General features: G+C 55.7%; 27 protein-coding genes and 1 tRNA gene. 24 read left to right on the forward strand and 4 right to left on the reverse strand.

Features of this window, described 5'->3' with window-relative positions:
• Window position 1: 1 nt before the first annotated feature.
• On the reverse strand, window positions 2–898 hold the full coding sequence (locus ACSSVV_RS00205) for a sce7726 family protein (protein WP_454105343.1): 897 nt from the start codon (window positions 896–898) through the stop codon (window positions 2–4).
• 355 nt (window positions 899–1,253) lie between these two features.
• Here ACSSVV_RS00205 and ACSSVV_RS00210 point away from each other — a divergent pair, with 355 nt between their 5' ends.
• The 20 genes from ACSSVV_RS00210 (at window position 1,254) to ACSSVV_RS00305 (ending at window position 18,381) form a co-directional block, all read left to right on the forward strand.
• On the forward strand, window positions 1,254–2,540 hold the full coding sequence (locus ACSSVV_RS00210) for a tyrosine-type recombinase/integrase (RefSeq protein ID WP_454105344.1): 1,287 nt from the start codon (window positions 1,254–1,256) through the stop codon (window positions 2,538–2,540).
• On the forward strand, window positions 2,537–3,193 hold the full coding sequence (locus ACSSVV_RS00215) for a hypothetical protein (RefSeq protein ID WP_454105345.1): 657 nt from the start codon (window positions 2,537–2,539) through the stop codon (window positions 3,191–3,193). The genes ACSSVV_RS00210 and ACSSVV_RS00215 overlap by 4 nt, the downstream gene beginning before the upstream one ends.
• Window positions 3,194–3,298: 105 nt before the next feature.
• Complete coding sequence (locus ACSSVV_RS00220) at window positions 3,299–3,562, forward strand: helix-turn-helix transcriptional regulator (RefSeq protein WP_454105346.1); 264 nt, start codon at window positions 3,299–3,301, stop codon at window positions 3,560–3,562.
• 2 nt (window positions 3,563–3,564) lie between these two features.
• A complete protein-coding gene (locus ACSSVV_RS00225; RefSeq protein ID WP_454105347.1) occupies window positions 3,565–3,768 on the forward strand; it encodes a hypothetical protein in 204 nt (67 codons plus the stop codon).
• A complete protein-coding gene (locus ACSSVV_RS00230; RefSeq protein ID WP_454105348.1) occupies window positions 3,765–3,980 on the forward strand; it encodes a hypothetical protein in 216 nt (71 codons plus the stop codon). Before ACSSVV_RS00225 ends, ACSSVV_RS00230 begins: the two co-directional genes overlap by 4 nt.
• On the forward strand, window positions 3,977–6,487 hold the full coding sequence (locus ACSSVV_RS00235) for a hypothetical protein (protein WP_454105349.1): 2,511 nt from the start codon (window positions 3,977–3,979) through the stop codon (window positions 6,485–6,487). Before ACSSVV_RS00230 ends, ACSSVV_RS00235 begins: the two co-directional genes overlap by 4 nt.
• Window positions 6,488–7,070: 583 nt before the next feature.
• Complete coding sequence (locus ACSSVV_RS00240) at window positions 7,071–7,424, forward strand: hypothetical protein (RefSeq protein WP_454105350.1); 354 nt, start codon at window positions 7,071–7,073, stop codon at window positions 7,422–7,424.
• A complete protein-coding gene (locus tag ACSSVV_RS00245; RefSeq protein ID WP_454105351.1) occupies window positions 7,421–8,833 on the forward strand; it encodes a hypothetical protein in 1,413 nt (470 codons plus the stop codon). Before ACSSVV_RS00240 ends, ACSSVV_RS00245 begins: the two co-directional genes overlap by 4 nt.
• The gene (locus tag ACSSVV_RS00250) at window positions 8,830–9,372 is read left to right on the forward strand and encodes a hypothetical protein (RefSeq protein ID WP_454105352.1); all 543 of its coding nucleotides are present in this window, start codon (window positions 8,830–8,832) and stop codon (window positions 9,370–9,372) included. The genes ACSSVV_RS00245 and ACSSVV_RS00250 overlap by 4 nt, the downstream gene beginning before the upstream one ends.
• 3 nt (window positions 9,373–9,375) lie before the next feature.
• Complete coding sequence (locus ACSSVV_RS00255; RefSeq protein WP_023010408.1) at window positions 9,376–9,516, forward strand: hypothetical protein; 141 nt, start codon at window positions 9,376–9,378, stop codon at window positions 9,514–9,516.
• A complete protein-coding gene (locus tag ACSSVV_RS00260) occupies window positions 9,513–9,788 on the forward strand; it encodes a hypothetical protein (RefSeq protein ID WP_454105353.1) in 276 nt (91 codons plus the stop codon). The genes ACSSVV_RS00255 and ACSSVV_RS00260 overlap by 4 nt, the downstream gene beginning before the upstream one ends.
• 278 nt (window positions 9,789–10,066) lie before the next feature.
• Complete coding sequence (locus tag ACSSVV_RS00265) at window positions 10,067–11,374, forward strand: tyrosine-type recombinase/integrase (RefSeq protein ID WP_454105354.1); 1,308 nt, start codon at window positions 10,067–10,069, stop codon at window positions 11,372–11,374.
• A complete protein-coding gene (locus tag ACSSVV_RS00270; protein WP_454105355.1) occupies window positions 11,371–11,826 on the forward strand; it encodes a hypothetical protein in 456 nt (151 codons plus the stop codon). The genes ACSSVV_RS00265 and ACSSVV_RS00270 overlap by 4 nt, the downstream gene beginning before the upstream one ends.
• A 79-nt stretch (window positions 11,827–11,905) precedes the next feature.
• Window positions 11,906–12,169: a helix-turn-helix transcriptional regulator gene (locus ACSSVV_RS00275; protein WP_454105356.1), complete on the forward strand. Its 264-nt coding sequence runs from the start codon at window positions 11,906–11,908 to the stop codon at window positions 12,167–12,169.
• 3 nt (window positions 12,170–12,172) lie between these two features.
• Window positions 12,173–12,376: a hypothetical protein gene (locus ACSSVV_RS00280; RefSeq protein WP_454105357.1), complete on the forward strand. Its 204-nt coding sequence runs from the start codon at window positions 12,173–12,175 to the stop codon at window positions 12,374–12,376.
• Between the two features lie 622 nt (window positions 12,377–12,998).
• Window positions 12,999–15,179: a hypothetical protein gene (locus tag ACSSVV_RS00285; RefSeq protein ID WP_454105358.1), complete on the forward strand. Its 2,181-nt coding sequence runs from the start codon at window positions 12,999–13,001 to the stop codon at window positions 15,177–15,179.
• A gap of 494 nt (window positions 15,180–15,673) precedes the next feature.
• Window positions 15,674–16,027 carry a hypothetical protein gene (locus ACSSVV_RS00290; RefSeq protein WP_454105359.1) on the forward strand — a complete coding sequence of 118 codons (354 nt, stop codon included), beginning with the start codon at window positions 15,674–15,676 and terminating at the stop codon, window positions 16,025–16,027.
• Window positions 16,024–17,415, forward strand: a complete 1,392-nt coding sequence (locus tag ACSSVV_RS00295; RefSeq protein WP_454105360.1) for a hypothetical protein — start codon at window positions 16,024–16,026, stop codon at window positions 17,413–17,415. Before ACSSVV_RS00290 ends, ACSSVV_RS00295 begins: the two co-directional genes overlap by 4 nt.
• A gap of 22 nt (window positions 17,416–17,437) precedes the next feature.
• Complete coding sequence (locus tag ACSSVV_RS00300) at window positions 17,438–18,109, forward strand: hypothetical protein (RefSeq protein ID WP_454105361.1); 672 nt, start codon at window positions 17,438–17,440, stop codon at window positions 18,107–18,109.
• A gap of 5 nt (window positions 18,110–18,114) precedes the next feature.
• On the forward strand, window positions 18,115–18,381 hold the full coding sequence (locus ACSSVV_RS00305) for a hypothetical protein (RefSeq protein WP_454105362.1): 267 nt from the start codon (window positions 18,115–18,117) through the stop codon (window positions 18,379–18,381).
• Between the two features lie 130 nt (window positions 18,382–18,511).
• On the opposite strand, the gene ACSSVV_RS00310 is transcribed toward ACSSVV_RS00305, so the two are convergent.
• Both ACSSVV_RS00310 and ACSSVV_RS00315 read right to left on the reverse strand, forming a co-directional pair.
• Window positions 18,512–18,597 (reverse strand) — tRNA-Leu (locus ACSSVV_RS00310).
• A 223-nt stretch (window positions 18,598–18,820) separates the two neighbouring features.
• A complete protein-coding gene (locus tag ACSSVV_RS00315) occupies window positions 18,821–19,450 on the reverse strand; it encodes a class I SAM-dependent methyltransferase (protein ID WP_014421449.1) in 630 nt (209 codons plus the stop codon).
• A gap of 184 nt (window positions 19,451–19,634) precedes the next feature.
• Here ACSSVV_RS00315 and ACSSVV_RS00320 point away from each other — a divergent pair, with 184 nt between their 5' ends.
• Genes ACSSVV_RS00320 through cydC form a run of 4 tightly spaced genes read left to right on the forward strand, consistent with a single transcriptional unit; the run spans window position 19,635 to window position 25,364 of the window.
• A complete protein-coding gene (locus ACSSVV_RS00320; protein ID WP_014421448.1) occupies window positions 19,635–21,074 on the forward strand; it encodes a cytochrome ubiquinol oxidase subunit I in 1,440 nt (479 codons plus the stop codon).
• Window positions 21,075–21,076: 2 nt separating this feature from the next.
• Window positions 21,077–22,078: a cytochrome d ubiquinol oxidase subunit II gene (gene cydB / locus ACSSVV_RS00325; protein WP_022991238.1), complete on the forward strand. Its 1,002-nt coding sequence runs from the start codon at window positions 21,077–21,079 to the stop codon at window positions 22,076–22,078.
• Window positions 22,079–23,752 (forward strand): thiol reductant ABC exporter subunit CydD, encoded by a 1,674-nt coding sequence (gene cydD / locus ACSSVV_RS00330; protein ID WP_022991237.1) that lies wholly within the window; start codon window positions 22,079–22,081, stop codon window positions 23,750–23,752.
• Window positions 23,745–25,364: a thiol reductant ABC exporter subunit CydC gene (cydC, locus tag ACSSVV_RS00335; RefSeq protein WP_454105363.1), complete on the forward strand. Its 1,620-nt coding sequence runs from the start codon at window positions 23,745–23,747 to the stop codon at window positions 25,362–25,364. The genes cydD and cydC overlap by 8 nt, the downstream gene beginning before the upstream one ends.
• Here the strand turns inward: cydC and ACSSVV_RS00340 are convergent, their stop codons facing one another.
• Window positions 25,365–26,606 (reverse strand): saccharopine dehydrogenase family protein, encoded by a 1,242-nt coding sequence (locus ACSSVV_RS00340; protein ID WP_454105364.1) that lies wholly within the window; start codon window positions 26,604–26,606, stop codon window positions 25,365–25,367.
• Window positions 26,607–26,708: the final 102 nt, after the last annotated feature.

Here is a 26,708-nt window from a genome sequence, read left to right on the forward strand (position 1 = left end):
TCTAATTCCATTTCAAAATATTTTCGGCTGGCTGATTTATAGTTTTCAGCAACCTGTCTTGATCCGTTTTCCTGATTCTAGTAGTAACCCCAAGAGGTTGTAGGGATCTTGGCAACTGAAGAATGAAATCTGAGAGGTGTTCAACACTCCGTGATTCCCGAAGCGCCTTTACTGCTTCCTGCTTTAACTTGTAATGGGGTAATTCACAAAAGATGCTCTTCATCACCTGATACTTAGATGTATTAGGCACGTCTGGTATCTGAACGCCAAGCCTTTCAATGATAGTTGCCGCTTCAGTTAACGACAACGAATCGAATAGAACAGCTTTGTCGACGCGCTTATCGCAGTCAGTGGCCTCACGCAGTGTAGAAATTTGATAGCGAGAATTCAGCGTCAATATGCCAACACTGGCGGGAGTACAATTCAGTACCTTCTGAACGTGTTTTTCGGCGCAAATCACATTTACCCGTGAAAACACCTGAAAGTAATCGGCTAACTGGCTTTCTAACCTCTCCAAGCTATCTTTTTCAGACTTAATCTCATAAACGGTAGACGTACCATTCACCACCACGACATCCGCTTTGGAGTTTCCAACCCTGAATTCTGTAAACAGCGATGCAGTCTTCAGGCTATGGGTTCCGAGAAGCACCTTGTGCGTAATAGCAGCCTTATAAACCTGTTCGCTTCTGAGATTCTTTGCCTGACTGATCTGGAAGGCTTCGTCGAATACCTGTGCTAGGTTTTTCGACGCGAGATCGTTCAGCAATTCAGCTTCGTTCAATAAACGTACAAGGCGAGAAGACTGGCCCTCCCGAGCTAGCTGTCGGAAAAGTCCAGGAGAAAACAGGCGAGAAAGCGCAGCACTCTTGTTTTCGTTTTGTAAGCTCTTGCTCGTCATTACAAGGACGCCAAAGTGCGTTTAAATGAGTCTAATCGACAAAACTGCAGATTTACATACCAAGCTTAGGCACCACAACTCGAATTTGTCTACATAGCGTCTACATTTCGAAACAGCCCAACAGGGTCGAAAACAAAGTTTTCTATAAGCCGTTGATTAATATGGTGCCCGGAGCCGGAATCGAACCGGCACGGCCTTGCGGCCGAGAGATTTTAAGTCCTTTCTTTTGACTTTGAACAAAAATGGTTAACCACTAACAGCTTTGAAATTTCAGCTAGTTAGGCCAGAATAGTCCCTAGTGTCTTTGATCTACTTTGAATCAAAGTGATGCACCAGTGATGCACCGGGGGACGAAATGGCCGAGAAAGTGAAGCTCAACAAAACAAACCTAGACAAGCTGAAAGCCACGGACGGAAAGCGCCGCATTGTCTGGGATTCTGCCATTCAGGGCTATGGCGTTCGGATCATGCCCAGCGGAAGCAAAACCCTGTTTTTTCAAGTTCGGTTCAAGGGCGAAGTGATCCGCGTCACCATTGGCCGCTATACCGGCACCGCACCCAGCGCAGAGCAAAGCCGCAAGCGCGCCGTAGAGATCAACAACGACATAGCCAACGGCATAGACCCCCGCCCGGAGAAACAGGAAGCAGAGGCCGCCACGTTTGGGGATCTGATGACCGGCTACGCTGACCTGCTGGAACTGAAGGGCAAGAAATCCGCCCGCAATGTCCGAAACCAGATCACCGCAGATATTGAGAAAAAACAGCCGAAGCTATGGAAAAAGCGCGCCGCTGAAATCGACCTAGACGACTGTGTAAAGGTGGTGGCGAAGATCAAGGACGATGGCAAGCTACGGCAGGCCGATAAGATCCGTTCCTATATCCGTTCCGCCTTCACTGAAGCAATCAAGGCCCGTGGCAACGTGAACGCCCCGGAGAAGTTGCGAAACATGAACATAAAGGCCAACCCCGCCCGCGATATGGTGAAGGTAGAAGGCTCTAGCCAGGCTAGAACCCGCGCCCTGTCCCTTGCCGAGTTCCGCGCCTATTGGAATCACGTTAAGGAACTGCCAGAGCCGGGCCGGTCTATTATGATGCTGCACGTTCTGACCGGCGGACAGCGTATAGAACAGCTAACCCGCGTCACCCTGCACGACATAGACCGCGACACCCAGACCGTCACCCTGCTGGACTACAAAGGCCGCAGAGCCGAACCCCGCCGCCATGCTATCCCGCTATTGCCTGAAGCCGTGGCCTGTATCGAACGGATCACCGGGGCCGGTGAATACGTGTTCACTTGCGACGGTGGCATAAGGCCGATTAATGGCAAATACATATCGGAGCGCGTGGACAAGATCAGGGACGCAATGAAAGCCGCCAAGGAACTGGAGGGCGGACACTTCACGCCCGGCACGATCAGGGCAACCATTGAAACCCGACTGGCTGCAAAGCCTTACCGCGTGAGTTCTGACGTTTTGGCCCAGCTACTTAGCCACGGCTTAGGTGGCGTTCAGGCCCGGCATTATCAGCACCACGGATTCTATGAAGAAAAACTGGAAGCCCTGCAAATGCTCTACCGCATGGTAGAAGGCCAGCCCGAACCCGTGGCCCAGGTATTGCCGTTCAACAGGGAGGCGAGCGCGTGAAGTCAATTCTCTTTGACCATATAGAGCACCCGTACTTCAGTTATGAGGAAGCGGTAAAGGCAGAGCTATTTATCGGTTGTGGCCCGCTATCAGAGAAAGCCTTTTCAGATTATCTTGACGCAACAGAAGAGCCAGACTTAGAGGCGTTCCTAAGTCACCAACTAGACCAGATCGAGGGCGCAAAAGCAGCTAAGGCCTTCGATAGCCGTTGGCGAAATCTTGAACACTGCACCGGGGAGGCATTGATTGCCGTTGATGAAGGCAACATTGCCCGCATTGCCGCCGCATTCTGCGAGCTGGGAAGAGCGATAGAGGAAATGCACCACCCTACTCGTGAACAGCTAGTTGAGTACCACGACCTTTATCTTGATCAATTATGTCGTGTGCAAGGATTCGCGAATAAAGCCGATAAATTCAGATCCGCCAAAAATAGAATTCAGGCGGAGGCTTTAGAGCTTTGGAATAACGACAAAGACCAAGAACTCAAAACGGGGTATGTTGCGGGGCTCTTGCATGAACTAGCAAAAGAATTGACTCAAAACGCTATTACAGGTGGCGAGGAATTGAAACTAGAAACTGTAAAAAGCTGGCTGCGAGAAATCGCGCCTGAATATGCCGGAAAGGGGGGCAGACCTAGAAAGCCAAAGAAATAATGTTCAGTCCCGTACGGTAAATATTATTTGTCGTACGGCACGGAATTTTTTACCTTTAAATTCAAATAGATACTGAGCCAACATCAAAGCAATGAGGGCTCAGTCATGCAAAACCCTAGCGTATTAGAAGCCGCGAAAAACAACAGTACCACCCTACCCCCTGAAGCATCCGTAACGATGCCCCGGCTATGGGATCAGAAATTACTAGCCGCTTACCTTGGTAAGTCTACCGCATGGTGCGAGCGCGCCCGCTGGGCCGGTGAAGGCCCCCGTTTCATCCGTTTGGGCCGCCATGTTCGCTACCGCGCTGATGATGTACTGGCGTGGATTGAGGATAACGCCCGCAACTGTTCCGGCATGGAGGGCTAACCATGACCCGTGAAACCGGAGCATTCAACAACCACGGCAACGGGCTGAAGTACATAGCCCTAAGCCGCGCCCCCAAAGCGGTAGGCATTCCCGCCCATGAAATCACCGCCGCTGTATCGGATGGCCGCTTGCCAGTCCATGAAGTCAGTGGATGCAAAGCCGTGACCCTGGCGGATCTGGTGGCGTTTGTTAAGGGGGCGAAATGATCGACTACAGCCAACACCTTACCCCCAGCCACAAAGAACAGCACCGCGCCCGCGCTCAGTTTCAGTTAGGCGGTATCGGGCTGCAAACCAAGGGCAACACAACGCGCCGGAGCCTCAGAAAGTACCTAGAGAAATACCACGGATTCACCCGCCAGCAAGCGGAACAGATGGTAGAGGCTATGGGACTGGAAAAACCGAAGGGGGCAAAATGACAGAGCTACAACGAACAACCCCCGCAGCCGGGCAAGCAAACGGGGGCGCATTCGATAACGGGCAAGGTGATTATAGCACCGCTGAGCAGAAACTAACCACCAATAGCGCCGCCTATCCGTACTACAACAGCGTAGAGGACAAAGCCCCGGCTAAAGTCCTTAGCCTGGCTGAACTGGCGTGGCTGGCAACCAGTGGCCCGACCGTTCGACCTAAAACCGAGGCCGCCGCCCTGACCCCATTCAGAGCAGACGGAAAGCGCAAGGAACAGGCAGTTAACGCCCTGTTCTATGCACTGGTAACAGACCACGACGACGACGACAAAAGCGCCGCAGAGATCCGCGCCACTTATGACCATTGGAACGTGGCCTATCTTGCCTACACGTCCGCCAGCCATGAACAGGACAAGCATGGCGTAGTGGCCAAACGCTGGAAGCCACTTATCCCGCTGGCCTATCCGGTGGACTATGAGCAATACAAGATCCTATCCCGTGGCCTGATGCTGTTAAACGGCACTGACGCGGTTCAGAGCCGGTCACAACAGGTATTTTTTGCCCCCAACGTGATAGAGGAAGGCGCGCCGTTCGAGTACATAGACGAAACAGAGCGCCCGTTCCTGAACCCGCACGACGATAGCCACCCGCTTGTTAAGGCCTGTACTGAAGCCTACGAGGCGGAAACGGCACTACAGGAAGCGGAAGCCAGCAAGGCCGCCCCGAAACCCAGACCGGCTAACGTGACAAGCGAGCAAGCCGGGATCATAGACAAGGTGAAGGCCGCCTATGCAGGCACGGAAGGTGCAATTCTGGAGCACAATGGGTGCAAGCGCATAGGCCGCCGGTATCTCAGCCCGCATAGCAGCACCGGAACGCCGGGAATTATCCTGCTGGACAGCGGCAAGGTATACAGCCACCACGGGGAAACAGACCCGCTATCAAGTCTGAACCACGATGGTCACGCCCTGGACGTGTTCGACCTGTTATGCGCCTTGCGGTTCGGTGGTGACTTTAGCCGGGCTGTAGCTGAACTAGCCAATGAAGTAGACGAGGAAGGCCAGAAACAACGCCAACGGGATCACATGGCCGCCAAGGAAGCGGAACAAGCACTGGCAGAGTTCAAGGCCATGTTCGAGAACCAACCAGAGCCAGAAACGGAACAACCGAAACCGGCTGGCGTGGATCTGCTGAACCCGCCGGGGTTGGCCGGTGAAATCTGCAAATATATGAAGCTGACAGCCCGCAGACCGCGCCCCGAACTATACCCGTTCGCCGCCCTGCACCTGATGGCACTGGTAGGCCGGAACCGTAATAGCGTGTTCACTAATAAGCTGAACCTGATGACCCTTGCCATAGCGCCAACGGCAACCGGCAAGGAAAAGGCACAGGACGCAGTTAAACGCCTAGCCCGCGATCAGTATTGTTCAGACCGGATTCACGGCAACGCCGGGAGCTTTAAGGATCTGATTTACAACCTGCTGGATGGCCACGGTTCAAGCCTCTACATCGTGGACGAGGTTCACAGCTTTCTAGGCACAATGCACAGCAAAAACGCCCAAAGCTATGAAACCAAGATGGAAGCCGAAATTCTCACCATGAACAGCACCGAGCTTTACACGTTCAGGGGCATAGAGAAACGTAGCTTTTTGGACTTGTACCGGAAAGAGCTTGCCGGGCAGGAAAAGGCACTAGAGGAAGCCGGAGACGATGACGAAAAGGCCCGGCGGCTGACGCGCGCCATAGAGAAAACCAGAGAGCGCCTAGAGTGGCTAGAAAATGGACTACCTGACCCGTTTTTCAGCCTGATGGGCCATTCCGTACCGGAGCGGCTGGACAGCTTCATTAAAACGGACAATATCGCCAGTGGCTTTCTGGGCCGCACCCTGATAACCCGTTGCCCAGATACGCGGGAAAAGCTACGCCGCGCCCCGGTGGATGAACACGCCCTGGCCTTGTGTGAGTTCAACATAACCAACGGGCTAACAGAGATCCGCCAAGGTGGAACCACCATAGCGCCGGACGAGGACGCAGCCGACTACCTGGACGAGTGTATAGACTGGTATGAAGAAGATGACCAGCTAAACCACCACATTGCCGGTGGCATATATGCCCGCGCCCCGGAACACCTATACCGCGTGGCTACCATACTGGCCCTTGAGGAAGGCACGATAACCCTAGAACACGCCCGCTATGCTCATGCACTGGTGAAACAGTCCATTGATGACGTGAGCTATATCCTGCTGAAAGCCTACAACGATGGACAGGGGGCGCAGGAACGGCACGTCATGGAGCTGGCCCGCCAAACCGTACACAGGAACGCCAAAGGCACCGGGGCAACCCACAGCCGCCTGAAACAGCTAGTCACAAAGCCGAAAGGCTGGCAGGAATTGCAGGCCCAGGACGTTAAGCGGGATCTGTTTCAGGAGCTTATAGAGCGGATGATAACCGCCGGAGAACTGGAAAAGCAGACCAGCGGGAGGCGGGAACGATACCTTAGCCGGGCTGTAGTGTGATTGAGGGGCGCAAAGCCCCTTTTTTTATGGCTGACGTACACCCACGATACACTACTTACACCCAAGCGGTATAACGTCAAACCCTTGGGAGAGTAAGGCGGAGGCCTAATTTTACACCTTACACCCAAAATCCTAAGACAGATAAAAACAGGGAAAGGGAGAGAAAGAAAAAAGGATTTTTCTCTATTTAGGTGTAAGTAAGCGTTCAGCCCTACTGCCACAAGGGATTCACGTTATACCGGTCTGGTGTATTTTGGGTGTAAGTTAGGCTCTAGCCCTTGGGGCGCAAGGGATTGACGTTACACCATAGCCCCGGCTAAGGATTGAAATCCGGCCAAAATTACCACAACCGCATTTGATAGCTTCAGGCTATTTGCGCGCCTTAATAGATAGCCGCGAACAACTGCCCAAAAAGCCCGCCTACCCTGCTGAATCCCGACTATTTCACCCGAACCAAGGATATTATGTCTCTAGTGTGTTTACTTCAAAGTACTGTTATCTAACGGCTTTAATCCCTGATTGATATACTGTGCATCATTGGGTGCATCATGCAAGGCAGAAACCAAAGGATTACCCCCTGATTATGGCGGCAAAGCAGATTCCCGAAAAATACAGCCCCGGCTATCTGGATGAACTGGATGGACGTTTAGCCGTGGCCCAGGTTATGCGGGAGCGTTACCGCGCTTTTACTGATGATCTGGGGGGCGCTGACCGTTTGAGCTATGCCCAGCGGAGTCTGGTAGAGCGCGCCTTGTGGCTTGAATACTGGCTGGCACAACAGGAACAGAACCTAGCCCGTGGAACTGATTTTGATGTAGGCAAGTGGACACAAGCCGCTAACAGCCTTCAGGGCATACTCACAAAGCTAGGCCTAGACAGACAGGCTAAGGACGTTCCCGACCTTGCCACCTTCCTGAAAGCGAGGGCGGAAAAATGAGCGTTACCATACGCACCCTGATGAAAGACCCCGCCCTATTCGGTGAACAGTTTGGCGGTGATAGCTTCAAGGCATGGCGGACACTGCTGGCGGGCTTTTACGGGCTAGAACTGGCAGAGGATGAGCTACCCCACTGGCAGGAACTAACAGGCCGTGAGAGCGCCCCAGAGGCCGCACACGATGAACTATGGCTGGCCATTGGCCGCCGTGGTGGCAAGTCTCAGGCCGCCGCCCTGCTGGCCGTGTTTCATGCTGCATTCATGGACTACAGCGACCGCCTAAGCCCCGGCGAAGTGGCTACCGTTATGGTTTTGGCCGCAGACCGAAAGCAGGCCCGTTCAGTGTTCCGCTATATCAGTGGCCTGTTCCACTCTAACGCCATGCTGGAACGGCTGATTACGCGGGAAACCACCGAAAGCCTGGAGTTATCGAACCGGGCAGCCATAGAGGTTCACACCGCAAGTTTCCGGGCCGTTCGGGGCTATACCGTGGCCTGCTGTATTGCCGATGAAATAGCGTTCTGGAGATCCGACGACAGCGCGAACCCAGACCGGGAGGTTATCAACGCGATACGCCCGGCAATGGCCACCCTGGCCGGCCCGCTGATTGCCCTTTCCAGCCCTTACAGCCGCCGGGGCGCGCTATGGGATGCCTACAGCCGATACTACGGCAAGGAAGGCTCTATTCTGGTGGCCCAGGCACCTAGCCGCGCCGTGAACCCGACACTACCCGAAAAGGTAGTCAGGGAGGCAATGGAACGCGACCCCGCCGCAGCCAAAGCGGAATACATGGCAGAGTTCAGGACGGATGTGGAAACCTTTATCAGCCTGGAAGCGGTAGAGGCCTGCACGGCACCAGACCGGCTAGAGTTGCCGCCCCTGTCAGACCGCCACTATTTCGGTTTTGTTGACCCTTCCGGCGGCTCAAAGGATGCCATGACCCTAGCCATTACCCACCGGGAAGGGGATCAGATCATTCTGGACGTAGTGCGAGCCGTGAAGCCGCCCTTCAGCCCTGAATCCGTGGTTCTGGAGTTCTGCAACCTGCTGAAGAAATACCGGATAGACACCGTTACCGGGGACAGGTACGCCGGGGAGTTCGCCCGCGAACCCTTCCGAAAGCAGGGCATTAAATACGAACTAGCACCGAAGCCCCGGAGCGACCTATACCGCGATCTGCTACCGCTGATTAACAGCGACCGTGTGGAACTGCTGGACAACAAGCAACTACAGAGCGAACTGGTAAGCCTTGAGCGCCGGACAAGCCGCGCCGGTAAGGACAGTATCGACCACCCGCCCGGTGGCCATGATGATCTGGCCAACGCAGTAGCCGGGGCCGTGGATTGCGCCGCCCTTCCACCCTTTGAAATGCCGAAAGTCACTATACGAATGAACGGAGAACACGCATGAAAGCCGATGAAATCCGAACCCAGCTACAGGGCATACAGCGAGAGCTAGAAAGCCTGAACCCTGTCACTGATGCCGAGCTATCCGCGCAAGTTGCCGCCGGTGGCAATGCTGACGAACTGGTAGAGCAGGCAGCCCAGACCGACAAGCGCCGCCGTACCCTAGCCATTCAGGCCGATGCACTACAGAAACAGCTTTCAGCCGCGATCAGAGCCGAGGCAGGCCCAGCGGTAGCCCAGCACCAAAAGGCACGGGAGAAGGCCATAGAGGCCGCCAGAAAGGCACTACAGGCAAGCCATGAAGCCGTGACCGCGTTCACTGAAGCTATCAGCCAGTGGGAAGCCGCCGCCGCTGATGCTGAACAGGCAGGCCATGACGCAAACATGACCGCCAGCCAGGCCGGTCTATCAAAACCAGTTCCGCTAACGGGTATTGGCAGTTCCGAGTTCTACCAACTAGAGCGCCGGATTGCCGCCAGCTTGAACCCCCACCGCCGGGACGGTTCGCAACTCAACAAACAGCAAATTGACCTAGAGGGCTGAACAATGGATCAGGTAACAAAGCATATTCACGACGCAGTAACCGGCAAGCGCGCAGAGCGGGAAGCAGAGCAAGCCCGCCGCCGTGAGGAAGCAGCCAGGCTAAAACAGGAGATTGCCGAGCTGAAACAGAAAGCCGGTGAATGACAGAACCGGATCTGGAATTGATAGAGCAGCCCTTACAGCCCCCGGATGAAATGCCAGAGCGGCAACTATGGGGCGCTGCATTGCGGCTGTTTCTTGATGATGCCATGAGCTACCGCGAGGGCATTAAGCGCAAGGCAATAGCCGAAGAAATGGAGCAGGCTTATCAGGATCTAAGGCACGCAGGGCCGCAGACAAGGCGGTTATGTGCAATGACTGGCCATGATGCTGACATTCTGGCGGAGGCGTTTAGGCGCTGGTGTGATACGGTCTGAAACCGGGGAACCGCTATAGAGGGGAACCGGTGGAGGGCCACCCAGACAGGCTAAGAAGTGGTGCGGCTGGCCGGAATCGAACCGGCACGCTCTAACGAGCTTCAGATTTTAAGTCATTCGTGCCCACTTTGAACAGTTTTTATGTAGCACCACACCCTATTATTTTTCAGTCGTTTACCGTATTTTTATCCCTAGTGAGTTTGAATAGTTTTTAGCTGACCTGCTACATATTTGCTACATATTTGGTTTATGTAGCAGCGGGAAACACGGGGGATAACATGGCCGAGAAAGTGAAACTCAAAAAAACAGCCCTAGCCAAGCTAGAGCCGGTGAACGGTCAACAAACGATCTATTGGGACTCGGAGCAACCCGGCTTTGGTGTACGGGTAAGCAATGGCCGCCTGGTGGATGGCGTGCGGGAATACGGCTATACGTTTTTCTGTCAGGGCCGGTTACGCGGCAAAGTGACCAAAGTCACCATAGGCAAAGCCCCGACATTCTCCCCAGACCTGGCGCGCAAAAAGGCCCGCGAATATCTGGGCAAGATGGCCGCCGGAATTGATCCGCGAGTAGAGAAAGAAACGGCCAACGGTTCCGCCACGTTTGGTGAAATGATGCTGGGCTATGCAGAATGGCTAGAGGATCAAGGCAAGGTATCAGCCGCCAAAGTGAAGCGAGAGATTGAAAACGACATTCAAAAGCCCTTTCGCACCCTATGGAAGCGCCCCGCCAACAAAATCACTATTGATGATTGCGACCGGATCTTAGAGCGGCTGGAAAAGGCCAAAAAGCCACGGCAGGCCGACAAGATCCGCAGCTATATGAAAACCGCATTCAGAAAGGCCATAAACGCCCGCCGTAATCGCCGCTATCCTGATGGCCTGAAACTGGCAGACGTTAAAACCAACCCCTGCAACGATATTGAGAAAGTAGCGGGATCAAGCAAGGCCAGAGACAGAGCGTTAAGCCTTGCGGAGTTCCGCGCCTATTGGACACGCGTAAAGGAACAGCCAGAGCCGCGCCGCTCGCTGATGATGCTGCACGTTCTGACCGGCGGACAACGCCTAGACCAGCTAGGTAGAGCCACCATGCAGGACATAGACAGGGACGCCCCTTCCCTAACCCTGCTGGACTACAAGGGCCGCAGAACCGAACCCCGCCGCCACACTATCCCGCTTTTGCCGGAAGCACTGGCAGCAATCGACCGTATCACCGGGGGCGGGGAATATGTGTTCAGTTGTGACGGTGGCAAAAGGGCTATCTGTAACACGTACATGCGGGACGCAGTGGCGCGCATTGAAAAGGATATGGAGGAAGCAAAGGAACTAGAAAACGGCCACTTCACGCCGGGATCTATCCGCGCCACCATTGAAACCCGACTGGCTGCAAAGCCTTACCGCGTGAGTTCAGACGTTCTAGGCCAGCTACTTAGCCACGGCTTAGGTGGCGTTCAGGCCCGACATTATCAGCACCATGATTTTTTCGAGGAAAAGTTAGAGGCGCTGGAAATGCTGCACCGGATGGCAGAGGGATTGCCCGAACCCGTGGCCCAGGTTATCCCATTTAACAGGGAGGCGAGCGCGTGACAAATATCACTGAAAAGGAAGTACGGGCAATTCTGGAATACGCCATAGAGCAAAAGAACCCCGACGCGGCCCGAACTGCTATCCGTTTGGGAGTCTGGGGAAAAGCTGGCGTTTACAAAATGGATGACCTTCATTTTCCGTTGCTTCTACTGCTGGCCATGCCGGAAGGGGAAAAACGAGGCAGGCCCAAAGACCCAGACGGGGATCTAAAACTATGGTTCTTAAACATAGCCTGCAAAGTGAAGGCAGAGATTGAAGGCGAGAGCTTTTCGAAAACATGGGCCACCTACTGCGACCGAACACGCCCGAAAATGGTAGAGGATGAACTATGGCGATGTGCGGGGAACCTGATGATATTCGTTAACAAAGGCTATAAGGATGCCGTCAACGCCGCCCGCATTTTTGAGCTATCGGCGGATGACCTAAAGCCCTTAGCAGTTGTGAAAAAATAACGCCGTTTTTTTCGTTACGCCCTGATTTCAAAGCAAAAAGCAGGATAAGGCTACAGTCAAAGCAAAGGTAGCCTTAATCATGCAAACCACCACCACATTAGAAACCGCACAATACAACGGCAGCAACCTACCCCCTGAATCATCCGTAACCATGCCCCGGCTATGGGATCAGAAAGTATTAGCCGCCTATCTGCGAAAGTCTGAGGCATGGTGCGAGCGCGCCCGCTGGGCCGGTGAAGGCCCCCGTTTTATCAAGCTGGGCCGCCATGTTCGCTACCGCGCTGATGATGTTCTGGCGTGGATCGAAGAAAACGCCCGCACCTGTTCAGGCATGGAGGGCTAATCCATGACCCACGAAACCGGAACATTCAGCAACCACGGCAACGGGCTGAAGTATGTAGCCCTAAGCCGCGCCCCCAAAGTCGTAGGCATTCCCGCCCACGAAATCACCGCAGCTGTATCGGATGGCCGCTTGCCAGTGCATGAAGTCAGTGGATGCAAAGCCGTGACCCTGGCGGATCTGGTGGCGTTTGTTAAGGGGGCGAAATGAAGCGAGCAACCGAAACACACAAAGCCATGAGAACCGAGCGCGCCGCCTTTGAAATGGGATCAGTGGGACGGAGCGGGGCCGGATTCACCACCCGCCGGAGTTATCGCAAGTTCCTAGAAAAGCAATGCGGCCTAACTAGACAGGAAGCTGAACAGGTAGCGGATCGAATGGGATTTACGAAGGGGGTGAAGCAATGACAGAGCTACAACGAACAACCCCCGCAGCCGGGCAAGCAAACGGGGGCGCATTCGAGAACGGGCAAGGTGATTATAGCACCGCTGAACAGAAATTGTGCAGTGGCTACGGCCAATGGCATAGCCCGAACAACGAAAAGAACCCGCGCCCTTTTATTGCCTGCACCCTGTCAGACATTGAAAGCATGTTGGCAGATCCACCCAGCGTGGCTAAGGATCAGGCGCAATGGGTAATCCCTTCTACCCTATTCAGCCGCGTACACGCTGAACAGCACAAAGATGGCGAGTTCTGGGCCTTATGGGCAGACGTAGACGAGCCAAACAGCCAGACCTTTGCCGATATGGTGGAGGCCGCCCGGAACGCAATTCCCGGCAATTTCATGGCTTACACAAGCCGGAGCGCAACCGAGCAGCACCAAAAGGCCCGGTTGATTGTGCCGCTGTCAGAGGCGGTATCTGGTGGCGTATGGAAAGCCCTTCAGAAGATCCTGAATGACAAGTTAAAGAAAGCCAAAGTGAAGCCCGACCGCGTGACCGAAAGGCCGGGGCAGCTTTGCTATCTGCCAAACCGGGGCGAGTTTTACGAAAGCCACATAGAGGCGAATAACTGGAAAGGCACAATGAACCCCGACCGCTGGGCTGATGAACTGGCGGAGGAAGCAGAACGACAGGCAGCGGAGGATGAAGCCAAAAAGGCAAAGGTGAAGCCGGAACGCAAACACAAAGACCCGGCAGACATTGCACCCGATGGCGTGGTGCCTTCTGACTTTGTCCGCAGCCACTACAACACCCGTGAACTGTTAGAGGGTAAAGGGGCTGTATTCGTGTCTGAAAAGCGTTTCTATGCACCCGACAGAACGCGAGACGGCAACCCCGGCGGGATATACGATCCTGATACAGACCGCTTTTTCATCCACCACCATAACGACCCGTTCAACGATGGCTATTGGCATGGCGTGATTGATTTGCTTTGCAGCTTTCACGGTATCGACTGGAACGCAGAAAACGCCCTAGTGGATCTTTGCCGAGAAATCGAAGTAAAGCCGGGGGTATCTATCGAACTGCACAACCGCCGCGCCTTCATGGCCGAAAAGTCCCGTGAACAGGCCGTGGAGCAGTTCGGAACGGCTATCACTGACGAGGCCCAGGAACTAGCCTATCAGGTACACGGACAACTCCTAGCCATGCTAGGTGTGGACGCAGACGAGGAACCAGAGGAAGCCGAAAGCGTAAAGCCAAACGCCGAAAATATCACCCGCATGATAAACGGGGCATTCTGGAGCGGGAGCAAAAGCAAAGTGTTTTTGGTCAACCATGCTGAAAGCCTCGTTCAGTTTCGAGAGCCTGACGCGTTCAAGTTCCTGGCTAAAACCTTTGGCGCAATCATAGACCGGGCCGCAGTCGAGACATTGGCTAAACGGCTTTCCTTTGGATGCGACAAACCAGAGGCAGAGGAAAACGCACGGCAGAAGTTCGTAAACGGCTGCATGGCCGTAGCGAAAAACGCCGTTATGGATTACCTGAAGTATCACAACCAACGTGAAAGCATTGAATGGCGCGTGGATATGTTCGGGACGTTCAGCCGCTTGGAACTGCTAGAGGACAGGGCGCGCATTGTGCTAACCCATAAGCCCTTCCCTCAATTCGACAAGCCAGAGGATTACGCCCGGATCATTGCGGACTATAAGGAGCATTTCAGCCGCTTTGATGAGTTCCTGAAGTTCATAACAATGGCGCGCTTTGCCCTCGACCGGAAAAAGGCTTATTTGTGGATTCTGGCGGACTCCGACTGGGGGAAAGGCTTTCTAACCGGAATCCTGAAGCAGATGGGCGCGTGTGTCGAAACGTCCATGAAGGAAGTGGAAGCCATGCTAGAGGGTAAGCCCGTGGGCAGATCCGCAGAGGATTTTAAACGGGCAATGGTTCTGCTGATTGATGAGTTCAAGGCGGTAAAGTCGGAACTGAAGCAGCTTCAATCAGAAATCACCCTAAGTCCCAAAAATCAGCTTTCATGCACCGTGGAGGTATTCGCGAAAGTGTTTACCAGTGCGGAGAGTGTCGGGAGTCTCGTTACTGAAAATGGCGTAGAGGATCAATTCGCCAACCGCATGAGCATTTTTCAGGAAATGGGAGACATTACCAAGCGCCCGCTATTTCAGGAAGTCGGAAACCCTCGCTATTTCCGGGCTGTTCTGGCCTATACAGCCAGCTACCTGAACCATGAAATCGAGACGATGCAGCGACTAGGCAGGGATAGCGCCGAAACCCTGGCAGAAGAATGGCTAAACGGTTTTATCACCCGCTATGGGCTGGACACGGTATATGAACGGTTCAGCGATTCATTGCCGCAACTGGCCAGAGACATAGCGGAACACTTGAACGACCGTTTCCATGATGAGCGCATTATTCAGGACGCTGGAAGCGTTTACGTCAAAAGCCCCGCTAAGGTGGTGGATGATTACCTGATAGAGCATTTCGACAACTCGCAGATTGCAGCGTTCAGGAAGAAAAAGGACGAACTGTTACGGCTGATGAGTGAGGACGGAAAGGGATCAACCACACACCGGGTTAAAGGGCGGACGACAAAGGCGGTAAAGCTAAAAGCGTAACCATTGTAACCGGCTGTAACCGTAATTTAGCGAGTCTTTGGTTACAGCCGCAGCCCTTGGGGCGCAAGGGATTAGGGCAAAGTGTAACCATGTAACCGTGATTTTCTTACTTTTGAAAAATTTATAGGAGGAAGTAAAAGAAAGGGCTGTATATCGAATAAACGGTATATGGCCTTTTTTACGGTTACACGGTTACAAAATGCTGAAACCCTTGGGAGAGTATGGCTAGAAGCGTAACCGTAATTTTTCCGGATATGGTTACACGCGGTTACGATGGTTACACCGAAGCATGGCTAGATGGTATTGAGAGCCAGCCGCAGAAAACCGCCAAAACAGCCCGCCTACCCTGCTATAACTGCCTGATTTTCTGTTCCCTGATGATATTCTATCTCTAGTGTGGTTACTTCAAAGTACTGTTATCTAACGGTTATAGTTCAGACCGCGTAAAATATGTAGCTAATAGGTATCACAAACCGTGGAATTAGCCGCATATTATGGCCGCAAAGCAGATCCCCGAAAAATACACGCCCGGCTACTTGGATGGCCTAGATGGCCGCACCGGAGTAGCCCAGGTTATGCGGGAGCGTTACCGCGCTTTTACTGATGATCTGGGGGGCGCTGACCGTTTGAGCTATGCCCAGCGGAGTCTGGTAGAGCGCGCCTTGTGGCTTGAATACTGGCTGGCACAACAGGAACAGAACCTAGCCCGTGGAACTGATTTTGATGTAGGCAAGTGGACACAAGCCGCTAACAGCCTTCAGGGCATACTCACAAAGCTGGGCCTAGACAGACAGGCTAAGGACGTTCCAGACCTTGCCACCTTCCTGAAAGCGAGGGGTGATAAATGAGCGTTACCATACGCACCCTGATGACAGATCCGGCCTTGTTCGGTGAACAGTTCGGGGGCGATAGTTTCAAGGCATGGCGCGCCCTGCTGGCTGGCTTCTATGGCCTTCCGTTGGCTGATGACGAGCTACCCCACTGGCAGGAACTAACAGGCCGTGAGAACGCCCCAGAGGCCGCACACGATGAACTATGGCTGGCCATTGGCAGACGTGGCGGTAAGTCTCAGGCCGCCGCACTGCTGGCCGTGTTCCATGCCTGTTTCATGGACTACACAGACCGGCTAAGCCCTGGCGAAGTGGCAACCGTGCTATGCCTTGCCGCAGACCGCAAACAGGCCCGCGCCGTGTTCCGCTATATCACCGGCCTGATGAACACTAACCCGATGTTGCAACGGCTGATCGTAAAGGAATCAGCGGAAACCCTGGAGCTTGCGAACCGCTCAGTTATTGAAGTGGGTACGGCTTCATTCCGGGCAACCCGTGGCTATACATTCAGCGTCGTTCTGGCTGATGAGGTGGCATTCTGGCGGAGTGAGGACAGCGCAAACCCTGACTTTGAGATCCTGAACGCAGTACGCCCCGGCCTTGCCTCATTGGATGGCCCATTGATTGCCCTTTCCAGCCCCTACAGCCGCCGTGGTGCATTGTGGGACGCATACCGCCGGTACTACGGACAGGAGGGCGCTATTCTGGTGGCTCAGGCTCCCACCCTGACCATGAACCCGACATTACCCCGCCGCATTGTGGATCAGGCACTAGAGCGAGATCCCGCAGCCGCCGCCGCTGAATACCTGGCTCAGTTCCGCAACGATATTAGCGCCTTCCTTACCCGCGAACTGGTGGACAGTAACACCCGCTCAGAGCCTTTAACCCTTCCGCCACAATCCGGCATCCGTTACGCGGCTTTCGTGGACGTTGCAGGCGGGGGCGCTGATGAATACACGCTGGCAATCAGTCACCGGGAAGGTGAACGCAGTGTGATAGATGGCATTTGGTCAGATAGAGGCGACCCGGCGGTTATTACAGGACGGTACGCGGAAATTATGAAGCAGTACCGAATCACCCGATGCACTGGCGACCGCTACGCCGCTGAATGGCCCCGGCAGGAATACCGCAAGCACGGTATCACGATGAATAACAGCGAACTGAACCGCTCAGAGCTTTACACAGAGCTAACGCCAATGCTCCAAACCGGAGCCGTAGAGCTACCGCCAGACGAGAAAACACTAACCCAGTTCACGCTATTGGAGCGCCGCACGGGCCGCAATGGCAAGGACACGATAGACCACGGGCCGCAAGGCCATGACGACAGAGCCAACGCCATAGCCGGGGCAGCCTGGCTAACGAAAAAGCCAACCGTTGAAGCGCCGATTCTTGTAGTCGGCCACTAATCCGAAACAGAGGTAATACCCAATGACTGACCAACGAACCCTAGAAAGCCAGATTGCAGGATTGTCAGCGCTTAAAAACCGGCTGTCTGAAAGTTCCTTTGCCCGTACCCACCTGACCAAGCTGACACAAGCCGCCGAGGCGCTGGGCTCCCTTGCAAGTGCTAACGATGGTTCACCCGAACGCCCCCACCGGCTGGCAAAAGCGAGCCAGCGTTACCTTGATTCGATCCAACGCACAAAGGCCGAGATTGCAGCCAGCGAGGCAGGCGGTTATGCCGCTTTGAATCAGGAAGCCAGCGAGCGGCTAGGTATGCAGCCGGATCGTTACGCAAGCGACATTGCGCGCGCCTTCGGACGTGCTACGCAACAGGAGCGCACCCAATGGCTGGCGAAGATTGCCGAGAGCGGTGATGGCCGTAGCCTTGCCGCCATTCTGGAAGCCCCGGACTTCGTGACAGGCGTGGATCGCGAAACGCTCGGAAAGTTTCGGGGTGTGATGGAAAGCAAGCATTGCCCGGACATTGCCGAAAAGCGGGAGACGTTCAACGCGGATCTGGCAGCCGCTCGGAATGCGATTGAACAAGCGTCCCGAATCGCGGAAAGCGCCCTCAAGATTGAGGACGTAGATTCAGCCATTGCCGCCCGACAGCGAGCGATTGAAGCCCAGGCACAATTTGACGCCGCGACAGAGTGAACCCAGTGGCAGCGCCAGACATGCAGAACGAAGGCAGCGAAGCAGCCCAGGCGGAATACCGCCTGTGGTGTGCTGCACTGGCGCTACTGATGGAGGATGCCCGTTGTTTCTGGCTGGGCAAGATGGGGCGCTCAGCAAGCGCAGACGAGCTAGAGGAAGCCTTTGACGCGCTGACACAGAATACGTGGATGCTCCGGCACCTTTGCGACCATACCGGCCATGATGCTGAGTGGCTGTCTGAAGGTTTTATCAGATGGTGTGATATGGCCTGAAGCTGGCGACGGGCTATAGACCTGATCCGGTGGATGGCCGCCCTTATCGGTGCCGGTCTCTCCCGACTGTCCCACCATTTCCGGCAGGTGGCGCTACCGCTTGGCAGTCCATGCGAGCGGTTAAAAAAGATGGTGCCGGGAGCGGGACTTGAACCCGCACGGCCTACGGCCTCAGCATTTTAAGTGCTGTGTGTCTACCAATTTCACCATCCCGGCTTTTTATTTCACCTGCTACATATCCGCTACATACAAAATTTCCGAATGATCTAGCGAATTGTTTTTTCAGGCTTTTCTCTCTCCCATTGCCCTGATTTTAAGTCTCTTGTGTCTACCAATTTCACCATCCGGGCATCGGAGGGGAGATTCTTGAAGGGCGGAATTGTATAAGGGCCGATGACGTAACGCAATTCTGTTTCCCAACCGCTCTTCAATACGCTTTCTATGCCGCCACCGGCTTGATCGCCCTGCCCTTGTAGATGTAACCCGCGATTTTGGGCGCTTTGGGGATGTAGAGGTTTTCCAGCTCCAGGATTTCGAAACCCGCTTCCCTGATCAGGTCCGCTATATGGCGGTTCAGGTGGCAGCCACCGGCCAGCTTGCGCCAGCCAGGTGTGATTCGATGTTGCCATTTGCGGGTGCCATCGTGGGGGGATTCGCCATGCTCCAGGAACAACAGATTGCCACCCGGCCTGAGTACGCGTTTCATTTGCTGCAGCGCGGCGTGCCAGTCAGGGATGGTGCATAGGGTGAAGGTCAGCAGCACGGTGTCCACGCTGTTGTCCTCCAGGGGTATTTTCTCCCCCGGCAGATCCAGCCACTCTACTTTTATGGGGGAACGTTGCAGGTTGGGTAGCGCTTTTCGGCGCATGCCTTCTGAGGGTTCCAGGCCGTAAACCAGCTCAACCTGGTCCTGGTTGTAGAACTCCAGATTGATGCCAGAGCCCATGCCCACTTCCAGTACCCGGCCCCGGGCCTGCGGAACCACCTGGCTGCGCAGCTTCATCACCTGGCCCATGGAACAGGCCTTGTCTATGATGTGGGGGAGAATTCGTTCCTCGTAAAAGCTCATCTGGCTCACCATAATTGTTTTATATCAAGGGGTGCGACAAACTGCCCTATCGAAATCTGCTACGATTTGCGTAGCATCGTAATCATCTGCCGGTAATAACAACATAACAAAATAAACTATGGCAGCGGCTGAACGGGTTCGCTGACCCGTTTGTTATGACTTGTGCGAGTTACCGGAGGTTCCTATGGAACTAGATCCTCTCATCCTATCGCGAATCCAGTTCGCGTTTGTGGTGTCATTTCACGCCATTTTTCCGGTGTTTACCATCGGGCTAGCCTCCTACATCGCGGTACTTGAGGGCCTCGCCTTCAAAACCCGTAATCCGGTGTGGACCAAACTGTCGAGCTTCTGGACCAAGGTCTTCGCTGTGGTCTTTGGCATGGGCGTGGTCTCGGGCATTGTGATGTCATTCCAGTTCGGTACCAACTGGAGCGCGTTCTCTCAGGCCTCGGCCAACTTCCTCGGCCCCATCCTGAGTTATGAGGTGATCACCGCATTCTTCCTGGAGGCGGCGTTCCTGGGGGTGCTGCTGTTTGGCCGCGACAAGGTACCCGCCGGCGTTCATCTGTTCGCCGCCATCATGGTCGCCACCGGCACCTTTATCTCGTCCTTCTGGATTCTCGCAGCCAACAGTTGGATGCAGACACCGGCCGGTGTCGAATTCCGTGAGGGAGTGTTCCATGTGGTCTCCTGGAGCGAGGCTATCTTCAACCCGTCCTTCCCGTATCGCTTTATGCACATGGCCCTGGCGTCCTTCCTTACCGGTGGATTTGTCGTGGCGGGTGTCAGTGCCTGGTATCTGTTGCGGGGGCGTGAGGTGGAAGCCAATCGCAAGGCACTCTCCATGTGCCTCTGGTTGCTGCTGTTCATTGCCCCGGCCCAGGCGGTTGTAGGTGACTTCCATGGCCTGAATACTCTGGAACATCAGCCCACCAAAGTCGCGGCTATGGAAGGCAACTGGGAAACCTCCCGCAATGTGCCGCTGTTGCTGTTTGCCATTCCCGACCAGGAAAACCAGACCAACCATTTCGAGATTGGCATTCCCAGCCTGGCCAGCCTGATTCTTACCCACGAGTGGGATGGCGAAGTGCCGGGTCTGAATGAAGTGGCGGTCGAAGAGCAACCACCGGTGGCGATTGTGTTCTGGTCCTTCCGGATCATGGTCGGCATTGGTGTCCTGATGATTCTGTTTGCGCTCGCAGGCCTGTTTCTGCGCGCGGGTGGCCAGCTTTACAAGACCCGCTGGTATCTTCAGGGGATGCGCTTTATGAGTATCGCGCCCTTCTTTGCCGTGCTTACCGGCTGGTTTGTGACCGAGGTAGGCCGGGCACCCTGGCTGGTGTACGGCATGATGACCCAGGCCGAATCGGTAACGCCCTCGCTTACCGGCGGCATGGCGCTGTTCACGTTGATCGGCTATATCGTTGTCTATGCCCTGGTGTTCAGTGCCGGCGTGTATTACCTCATGCGGGTGCTTTACGTTGGTCTTGAAGATTCTGACGATGAAGAACATGCCTCTGATCGCCCTGCCCGTCCGCTCTCTGCGGCCCATGTGCCGTTCGAGATTGAATCCGGCTCACACGGCGTTCATCAGGCAAAACCGGCTAACGAAGGGGGGCACTGACCATGGAACTGTTTGATCTCGCCCTCATCTGGGCATTCATTATTGGCTTCGGCATCATCATGTATGTGTTGATGGACGGCTTCGACCTGGGCGTGGGTATCCTGTTTCCGTTCGCTCCGTCGGAAGAGGACCGGGATACCATGATGAACTCGGTGGCCCCGGTCTGGGACGGCAACGAAACCTGGCTGGTGCTGGGCGGAGCCGGCCTGTTGGCCGCCTTCCCGATGGTGTATTCCATCTTCCTGCCAGCACTCTACATTGGTGTGTTCCTGCTGCTGGCAGGGCTCATCTTCCGGGGTGTGGCGTTTGAATTCCGATTCAAGGCTCGTACCTCAAGGTACCTGTGGAACTGGTCGTTTGCCGGTGGCTCTACCATTGCCGCATTCGCTCAGGGTGCTGTGGTCGGGGCTTACATCCAGGGTTTCAATACCGTGAATGGCGCCTACGTTGGCGGCGCGCTGGACTGGCTGACCCCGTTCACCGTGCTGACAGGCCTGGGGATGCTGGCCGGTTATGCCCTGCTGGGTTCTACCTGGCTGATCATGAAAACCGAAGGGCGCCTGCAAGAGTGGGCCTACCAGGTAAGTGCACCACTGCTGATTGCCGTGTTGGTGGTGTTTGGCATTATCAGCGTATGGACGCCCTTTGTTGACGACATGGTGCGGGAGCGCTGGTTCTCCAATCTGAGCGTGATCTGGATTCTGCCGGCCCTGACCCTGCTGTGTGCTTTCCAGATCTGGCGTTCGGTACGCAACCGGTTTGAAGGTATGCCATTCGTCGCCACCATGGGCCTGTTCATCACTACCTACCTCGGACTTGTGGTGAGCAAGTGGCCGTATGTGGTTCCGCCCAACTACACCCTGTGGGATGCGGCTTCCGCTTATGAGTCCCAGCTGTTCCTGCTGCTCGGCCTGCTGTTCGTCATTCCCATTGTTCTGGCCTACACCGCCTGGACCTACTGGGTATTCCGCGGCAAGGTGCGTGCGGGCGAAGGGTACCACTGAGTGGCGGATCCGGCCCGGTTAAAGGTCCGCGCCTGGCTATCGGGTCTGGCCCGCAACAGCCAGCGCTGGATCACCGCAACCGTTCTGGCCGGTGTTCTTGCCGGGCTGGCAACCATCGTACAAATGGTGTTGCTGGCCTGGCTGATTCACCGGGGTGTGATTGAAAAAACGCCGGTTTCCGAACTCACGCCCGTATTTCTGGCCCTGCTTGCGGTTCTGGTGATTCGGGCCGCAGGCCAGGGGCTGCAAACCCGCTTTGCAGCCCGCTGCAGCGAGCAGGTGCGGCGCGATGCCCGCCGGCAACTGCATCATCACTGGAAAGCCACCGGTCCGGTTAATCTGGCGGATACGTCCGCTGCGTCCCTGGCTCGCGAGTGGTTGGACCACGTGGAGGCGCTTCACGGCTATTTCGCGCGTTTTCTGCCGCAGATGACCCTCTCCGTGGTGATTCCCCTGGCCATCCTTGTTCTGGTGTTCTGGCTGGACTGGCTGGCTGGTATTTTCCTGGTGCTCTCTGCTCCGCTCATTCCGCTGTTCATGGCCCTGGTGGGCATGGGCGCAGAAAAGCTGAACCAGCAACATTTCGAAACGGTCAGCCGGTTGTCCGGCCAGTTTCTGGATAAGGTACGAGGGCTAACGACGCTTCAGCTGTTCGGGCAAACCGAGGCGGCCAGCCGCACGCTGGAAAACCGTTCCGACCAGTACCGCAAGATCACCATGAAAACGCTGAAAGTGGCATTTTTGTCGTCAGCGGTACTGGAATTCTTTGCCTCTGTGGCGATTGCGGTATTGGCCATCTATATCGGCTTCGGATTGCTGGGTTATATCGAATTTGGCCCAAGCGACGAACTCACGCTGTTCAGCGGATTACTTATCCTGCTGCTGGCCCCGGAGTTCTTTCAGCCCTTGCGCACGCTATCCCAGCACTATCACGACCGGGCAGCCGCCCTGGGGGCCGGTGCCGAGATTCTGGCCCGGCTGGAACAGTCTGTCGACAACGCAGAGCCGATCCGGCCAGACAACAGCATTAGCAATCAAGGCATTCAGATCTCCGGGGTCACGCTCCGTTACGGCGAGGGCCCGGTCATCTTCGATAACCTGGATATCCGCATCAAGGCCGGTCAGGTGATCGCCCTTACCGGACCCTCTGGTGGAGGCAAATCGACCCTTTTGCATCTGCTGGCTGGCTTTATTCAGTCAGAGGCAGGGGCTGTGTCAGTATTCGGCGAGGCTCCGGGCAATCAGCCGTTTGGATGGCTTGGCCAGCGGGGCTTCTGGATTCAGGGTACCTGGGCCGAAAACCTTCGGCTAACCACCCCGGATGCGACGGATATTGCCATCGACTATGCATTACGACAGGTGGGCCTGGGTGAGCTGGTGGACAGCCGCGCTGACGGCATTCACAGCCGCATTGCCGAGGATGGTCTGGGGCTTTCCGGTGGTCAGGCCCGTCGTTTGAGCCTGGCCCGTATCTTCCTGGCGGACTATCCCCTGGTTCTGCTGGATGAACCGACGGCCGGGCTGGATGCCACCAGCGAGGTGTTCATTCTGGAGGCCCTGCATAAACTCAGCGAATCCGGAAAAACACTGGTGTTTTCCACACATCATCAGGCGCTGCTGACCCTGGCAGACCGTGTACTGGTCGTGAATGACGGCGAGGTGCGCGATGCCTGAACTGAGGCCCTGGCTGGCACTGATTTTTCGTCGCAAAGGCCGCCTTACGGTTGGTGCCGGCTTGCTACTGGGCACCCTGCTTTCCGGTATCGGTCTGCTAGCGTTGTCTGGCTGGTTTCTGACCGAAACCGCGCTGGTTGGCCTGTTGCTGGCGGCAGGGATACAGGCCTACATCAATCTTTATGTGCCGGGCGGTGGTATCCGGTTTTTTGCGGTGTCCCGAACGGTGTTCCGGTATCTGGAGCGCGTGTACAACCACAACACGGTACTGCAGCTACTCACCGATATTCGGGTGGCCCTGTTTGACCGATTGGCGGCCCGGCCACGAACAGAGCGCAGTTCCCGTTCCGGCGCGCAGTGGCTTTCCCGGCTCACAGCCGATGTCGATGCGCTGGACACACTTTATCTCAGGCTGATTGCCCCCGCCGCCCTGGCAGCCGTGGTTACCCTACTGCTTGCCGCAATGGCGTGGTTACTGTTTGATGGTGTTGTGGCGCTGATTCTGGTGGTGATTCTGTCGCTTTCGTTCCTCCTGTCCACCTGGCTGGTGTATCTACGAACTTACGCTGCCTCCGGACAGTTGAGCGATCAGCAGGAGAGCCTGCGAGGCGAACTGGTTGAGCATCTTGAAGGCTTTGCGGAACTTACCGCCGCTGGCCGCACGGGTAAGCACACGGCCCGGCTGATGCGTCGAAGCGTAGAACTTTCCAGGGATCAGGCCCGGATCGACAGCCGAACCGGCTGGCATCAGGCTGGCTCTCATCTGCTGATCAATGTCGCGGCGGTGGCAGCCTTGTGGCTGGGCTTCCGCCTGTTCGAGCAAGGCACTCTGAGCGGCCCGGTACTGGTTCTCCTGCCCATTGCCCTGCTGGGCCTGGCCGAAGTCTACGCCATGCTCCCGGATGCCTTTGGCAAACTGGGAGCGACTCGTGCTGCTGCGCGCCGCCTGAACTCCGACCACGGTCTGGAAAGGGCCGCGGCATCACCCGCTGGTTCTGCTGGCGAACTGCCGGAGGGCTTCTCTCTTCAGGCCTGCGATATCACCGTGGGTTACGCGGGTTATTCGCCCTTACTCAGCCACTTCACGCTGACGCTTCGCCCGGGCGACACCGTGGGTGTCGTTGGCGTCTCCGGCAGTGGCAAATCCACCCTGGCAGATACCCTGGCCGGGCTGGCAGAGCCATGCCGGGGAGAACGTCATTCCCTGCCCTGCGCCTACCTCACGCAAGCGACCGTGGTGTTTGAAGACACCGTGAAAGCGAACCTTCAGTTGGCAAACCCCAACGCCGGGGACGGTGATATGTGGCGGGTACTGGAGATAGTCGAACTGGCGGAACGGTTCGCCCAGGACGCTGAAGGATTGGGTACCTGGCTGGGCAGCGCCGGCAACCGTTTATCTGGCGGGGAGGCCCGGCGCCTGGTGCTGGCCAGGGTTTTACTGAGTCAGGCACCCGTGGTGATTCTGGATGAGCCTTTCACCGGTGTGGACGAGGCAACCCGAACACGGATTTCGCCCCAGATCAGCCGTTGGCTACAGGGGCGCACCGTGGTTTGTCTCGGGCACGGGCCGGAAGCCCTGCTGGCCTCCGACCGTATTCTGCACCTGGGTTGATCAGCGGGTTTCGACCACTTCAAACGTCAGACCGGCATTGGCCTGCAGGCGCTCGAGCAATTTGCCATCGAGCGCCGAGGCCGGTGTCCAGAAGCCACCTTTGACGTCATCTTTCACGTCAAAGGCCAGGCACAGACCGGCTTCACCAAGCATTTTCGATGTCGAGCCGTAACCCGGGTCACGATCGCCCGTCACCTTGGTGATCATGGTCTTGCCATCGGTGGTTTTGCCCACGAAACGCAGGTCGTAAAAACCTTTCTCCTGATCTTCCGGGCTCGGGCCCTCCCCAGGCTTGGGTACCAGCTTTTCTACCACCCAACGTGTTGGCTTGATGGCGGACGCGGTGAAGAACGCACCCAGCGCACCCACCATACCGTAAGCGGTCAGGCGGCCTTTGGTGCCCTTGCCCGTCATGATGGCTTCGTCGTAGGTGAACTCTTTGCCGTAGCGGGCACCCTGCAACGCATTGGAGCGGTGCACCACACGGGTGTTGATGGCCCCCATCACAAACGGGGCCAGCCAGGCGTTGAAGTTCTTGTCGAACTCAGCAGATTTCAGGCTGGGCTGGCGTTTCTCGGAGCGATGCTCCGGCGGGCAGATGGAGAACGGATTGGCCAGTTCCTTGCGCAACTTGGGGTCGGCTGCGGCTTCCTTGGCCACGTTGATCATGGAAGCCACCGTGCCGCCAGAAAGGCCGCCCTTGGCGACTTTCACCCTCATGCGCACATCCTGGCAGGGTTTGCCAAAGGTTGCTTCCGATTGCTGCTGCAGGAACCAAACGCCCATATCGGAAGGAATCGAGTCAAAGCCGCAGCAATGCACAATCCGCGCACCGCTCTCTTTAGCCTTGACCTCGTACCGCTCAATCATCCGACGGATCCATTGTACTTCACCAGTGAGGTCGCAGTAGTCCGTACCTGTCTCGGCGCAGACTTTTACCAGAGTCTCGCCGAAAAGAGCGTAAGGGCCCACGGTTGAGATGACCACTCGCGTCTGGCCGCACAGATCGCGTAGCGCAGGCTCGTCTGCTGCATCCGCCAGAATGACCGGTAATGATGCGGCGCCTGCCCCCAGATCCGACTTGAGCTGGTTCAGCTTTCCTTCGGAGCGGCCGGCAATGGCCCATTTGACCTCCTTGTCTGCACCATAGTTTTCCAGAAGGTAGCGAGCCAGAATCTGGCCGACGAAACTGGTGGCACCGAACACGACAAGGTCATAGTTCGCAGCTTTGGTGTCTGTCATGGTCTGTCCTTGTTCAAACGAATGTATGAATGGATGGTAACAGGTTTATTCTGTGGTGCTACTTTCCCGTGAACTCGTGAACCGGCGTCGGGCCGGCCAATC

The organism is Marinobacter sp. MBR-105 (genome assembly GCF_053628895.1).

Coding starts and splice junctions, on each gene's coding strand:
- ACSSVV_RS00205 (WP_454105343.1), bottom strand. CDS start 898: ATGACGAGCAAGAGCTTACAAAACGAAAACAAGAGTGCTGCGCTTTCT.
- ACSSVV_RS00210 (WP_454105344.1), top strand. CDS start 1,254: ATGGCCGAGAAAGTGAAGCTCAACAAAACAAACCTAGACAAGCTGAAA.
- ACSSVV_RS00220 (WP_454105346.1), top strand. CDS start 3,299: ATGCAAAACCCTAGCGTATTAGAAGCCGCGAAAAACAACAGTACCACC.
- ACSSVV_RS00225 (WP_454105347.1), top strand. CDS start 3,565: ATGACCCGTGAAACCGGAGCATTCAACAACCACGGCAACGGGCTGAAG.
- ACSSVV_RS00230 (WP_454105348.1), top strand. CDS start 3,765: ATGATCGACTACAGCCAACACCTTACCCCCAGCCACAAAGAACAGCAC.
- ACSSVV_RS00235 (WP_454105349.1), top strand. CDS start 3,977: ATGACAGAGCTACAACGAACAACCCCCGCAGCCGGGCAAGCAAACGGG.
- ACSSVV_RS00240 (WP_454105350.1), top strand. CDS start 7,071: ATGGCGGCAAAGCAGATTCCCGAAAAATACAGCCCCGGCTATCTGGAT.
- ACSSVV_RS00245 (WP_454105351.1), top strand. CDS start 7,421: ATGAGCGTTACCATACGCACCCTGATGAAAGACCCCGCCCTATTCGGT.
- ACSSVV_RS00250 (WP_454105352.1), top strand. CDS start 8,830: ATGAAAGCCGATGAAATCCGAACCCAGCTACAGGGCATACAGCGAGAG.
- ACSSVV_RS00255 (WP_023010408.1), top strand. CDS start 9,376: ATGGATCAGGTAACAAAGCATATTCACGACGCAGTAACCGGCAAGCGC.
- ACSSVV_RS00260 (WP_454105353.1), top strand. CDS start 9,513: ATGACAGAACCGGATCTGGAATTGATAGAGCAGCCCTTACAGCCCCCG.
- ACSSVV_RS00265 (WP_454105354.1), top strand. CDS start 10,067: ATGGCCGAGAAAGTGAAACTCAAAAAAACAGCCCTAGCCAAGCTAGAG.
- ACSSVV_RS00275 (WP_454105356.1), top strand. CDS start 11,906: ATGCAAACCACCACCACATTAGAAACCGCACAATACAACGGCAGCAAC.
- ACSSVV_RS00280 (WP_454105357.1), top strand. CDS start 12,173: ATGACCCACGAAACCGGAACATTCAGCAACCACGGCAACGGGCTGAAG.
- ACSSVV_RS00290 (WP_454105359.1), top strand. CDS start 15,674: ATGGCCGCAAAGCAGATCCCCGAAAAATACACGCCCGGCTACTTGGAT.
- ACSSVV_RS00295 (WP_454105360.1), top strand. CDS start 16,024: ATGAGCGTTACCATACGCACCCTGATGACAGATCCGGCCTTGTTCGGT.
- ACSSVV_RS00300 (WP_454105361.1), top strand. CDS start 17,438: ATGACTGACCAACGAACCCTAGAAAGCCAGATTGCAGGATTGTCAGCG.
- ACSSVV_RS00315 (WP_014421449.1), bottom strand. CDS start 19,450: ATGAGCTTTTACGAGGAACGAATTCTCCCCCACATCATAGACAAGGCC.
- ACSSVV_RS00320 (WP_014421448.1), top strand. CDS start 19,635: ATGGAACTAGATCCTCTCATCCTATCGCGAATCCAGTTCGCGTTTGTG.
- cydB (WP_022991238.1), top strand. CDS start 21,077: ATGGAACTGTTTGATCTCGCCCTCATCTGGGCATTCATTATTGGCTTC.
- cydC (WP_454105363.1), top strand. CDS start 23,745: ATGCCTGAACTGAGGCCCTGGCTGGCACTGATTTTTCGTCGCAAAGGC.
- ACSSVV_RS00340 (WP_454105364.1), bottom strand. CDS start 26,606: ATGACAGACACCAAAGCTGCGAACTATGACCTTGTCGTGTTCGGTGCC.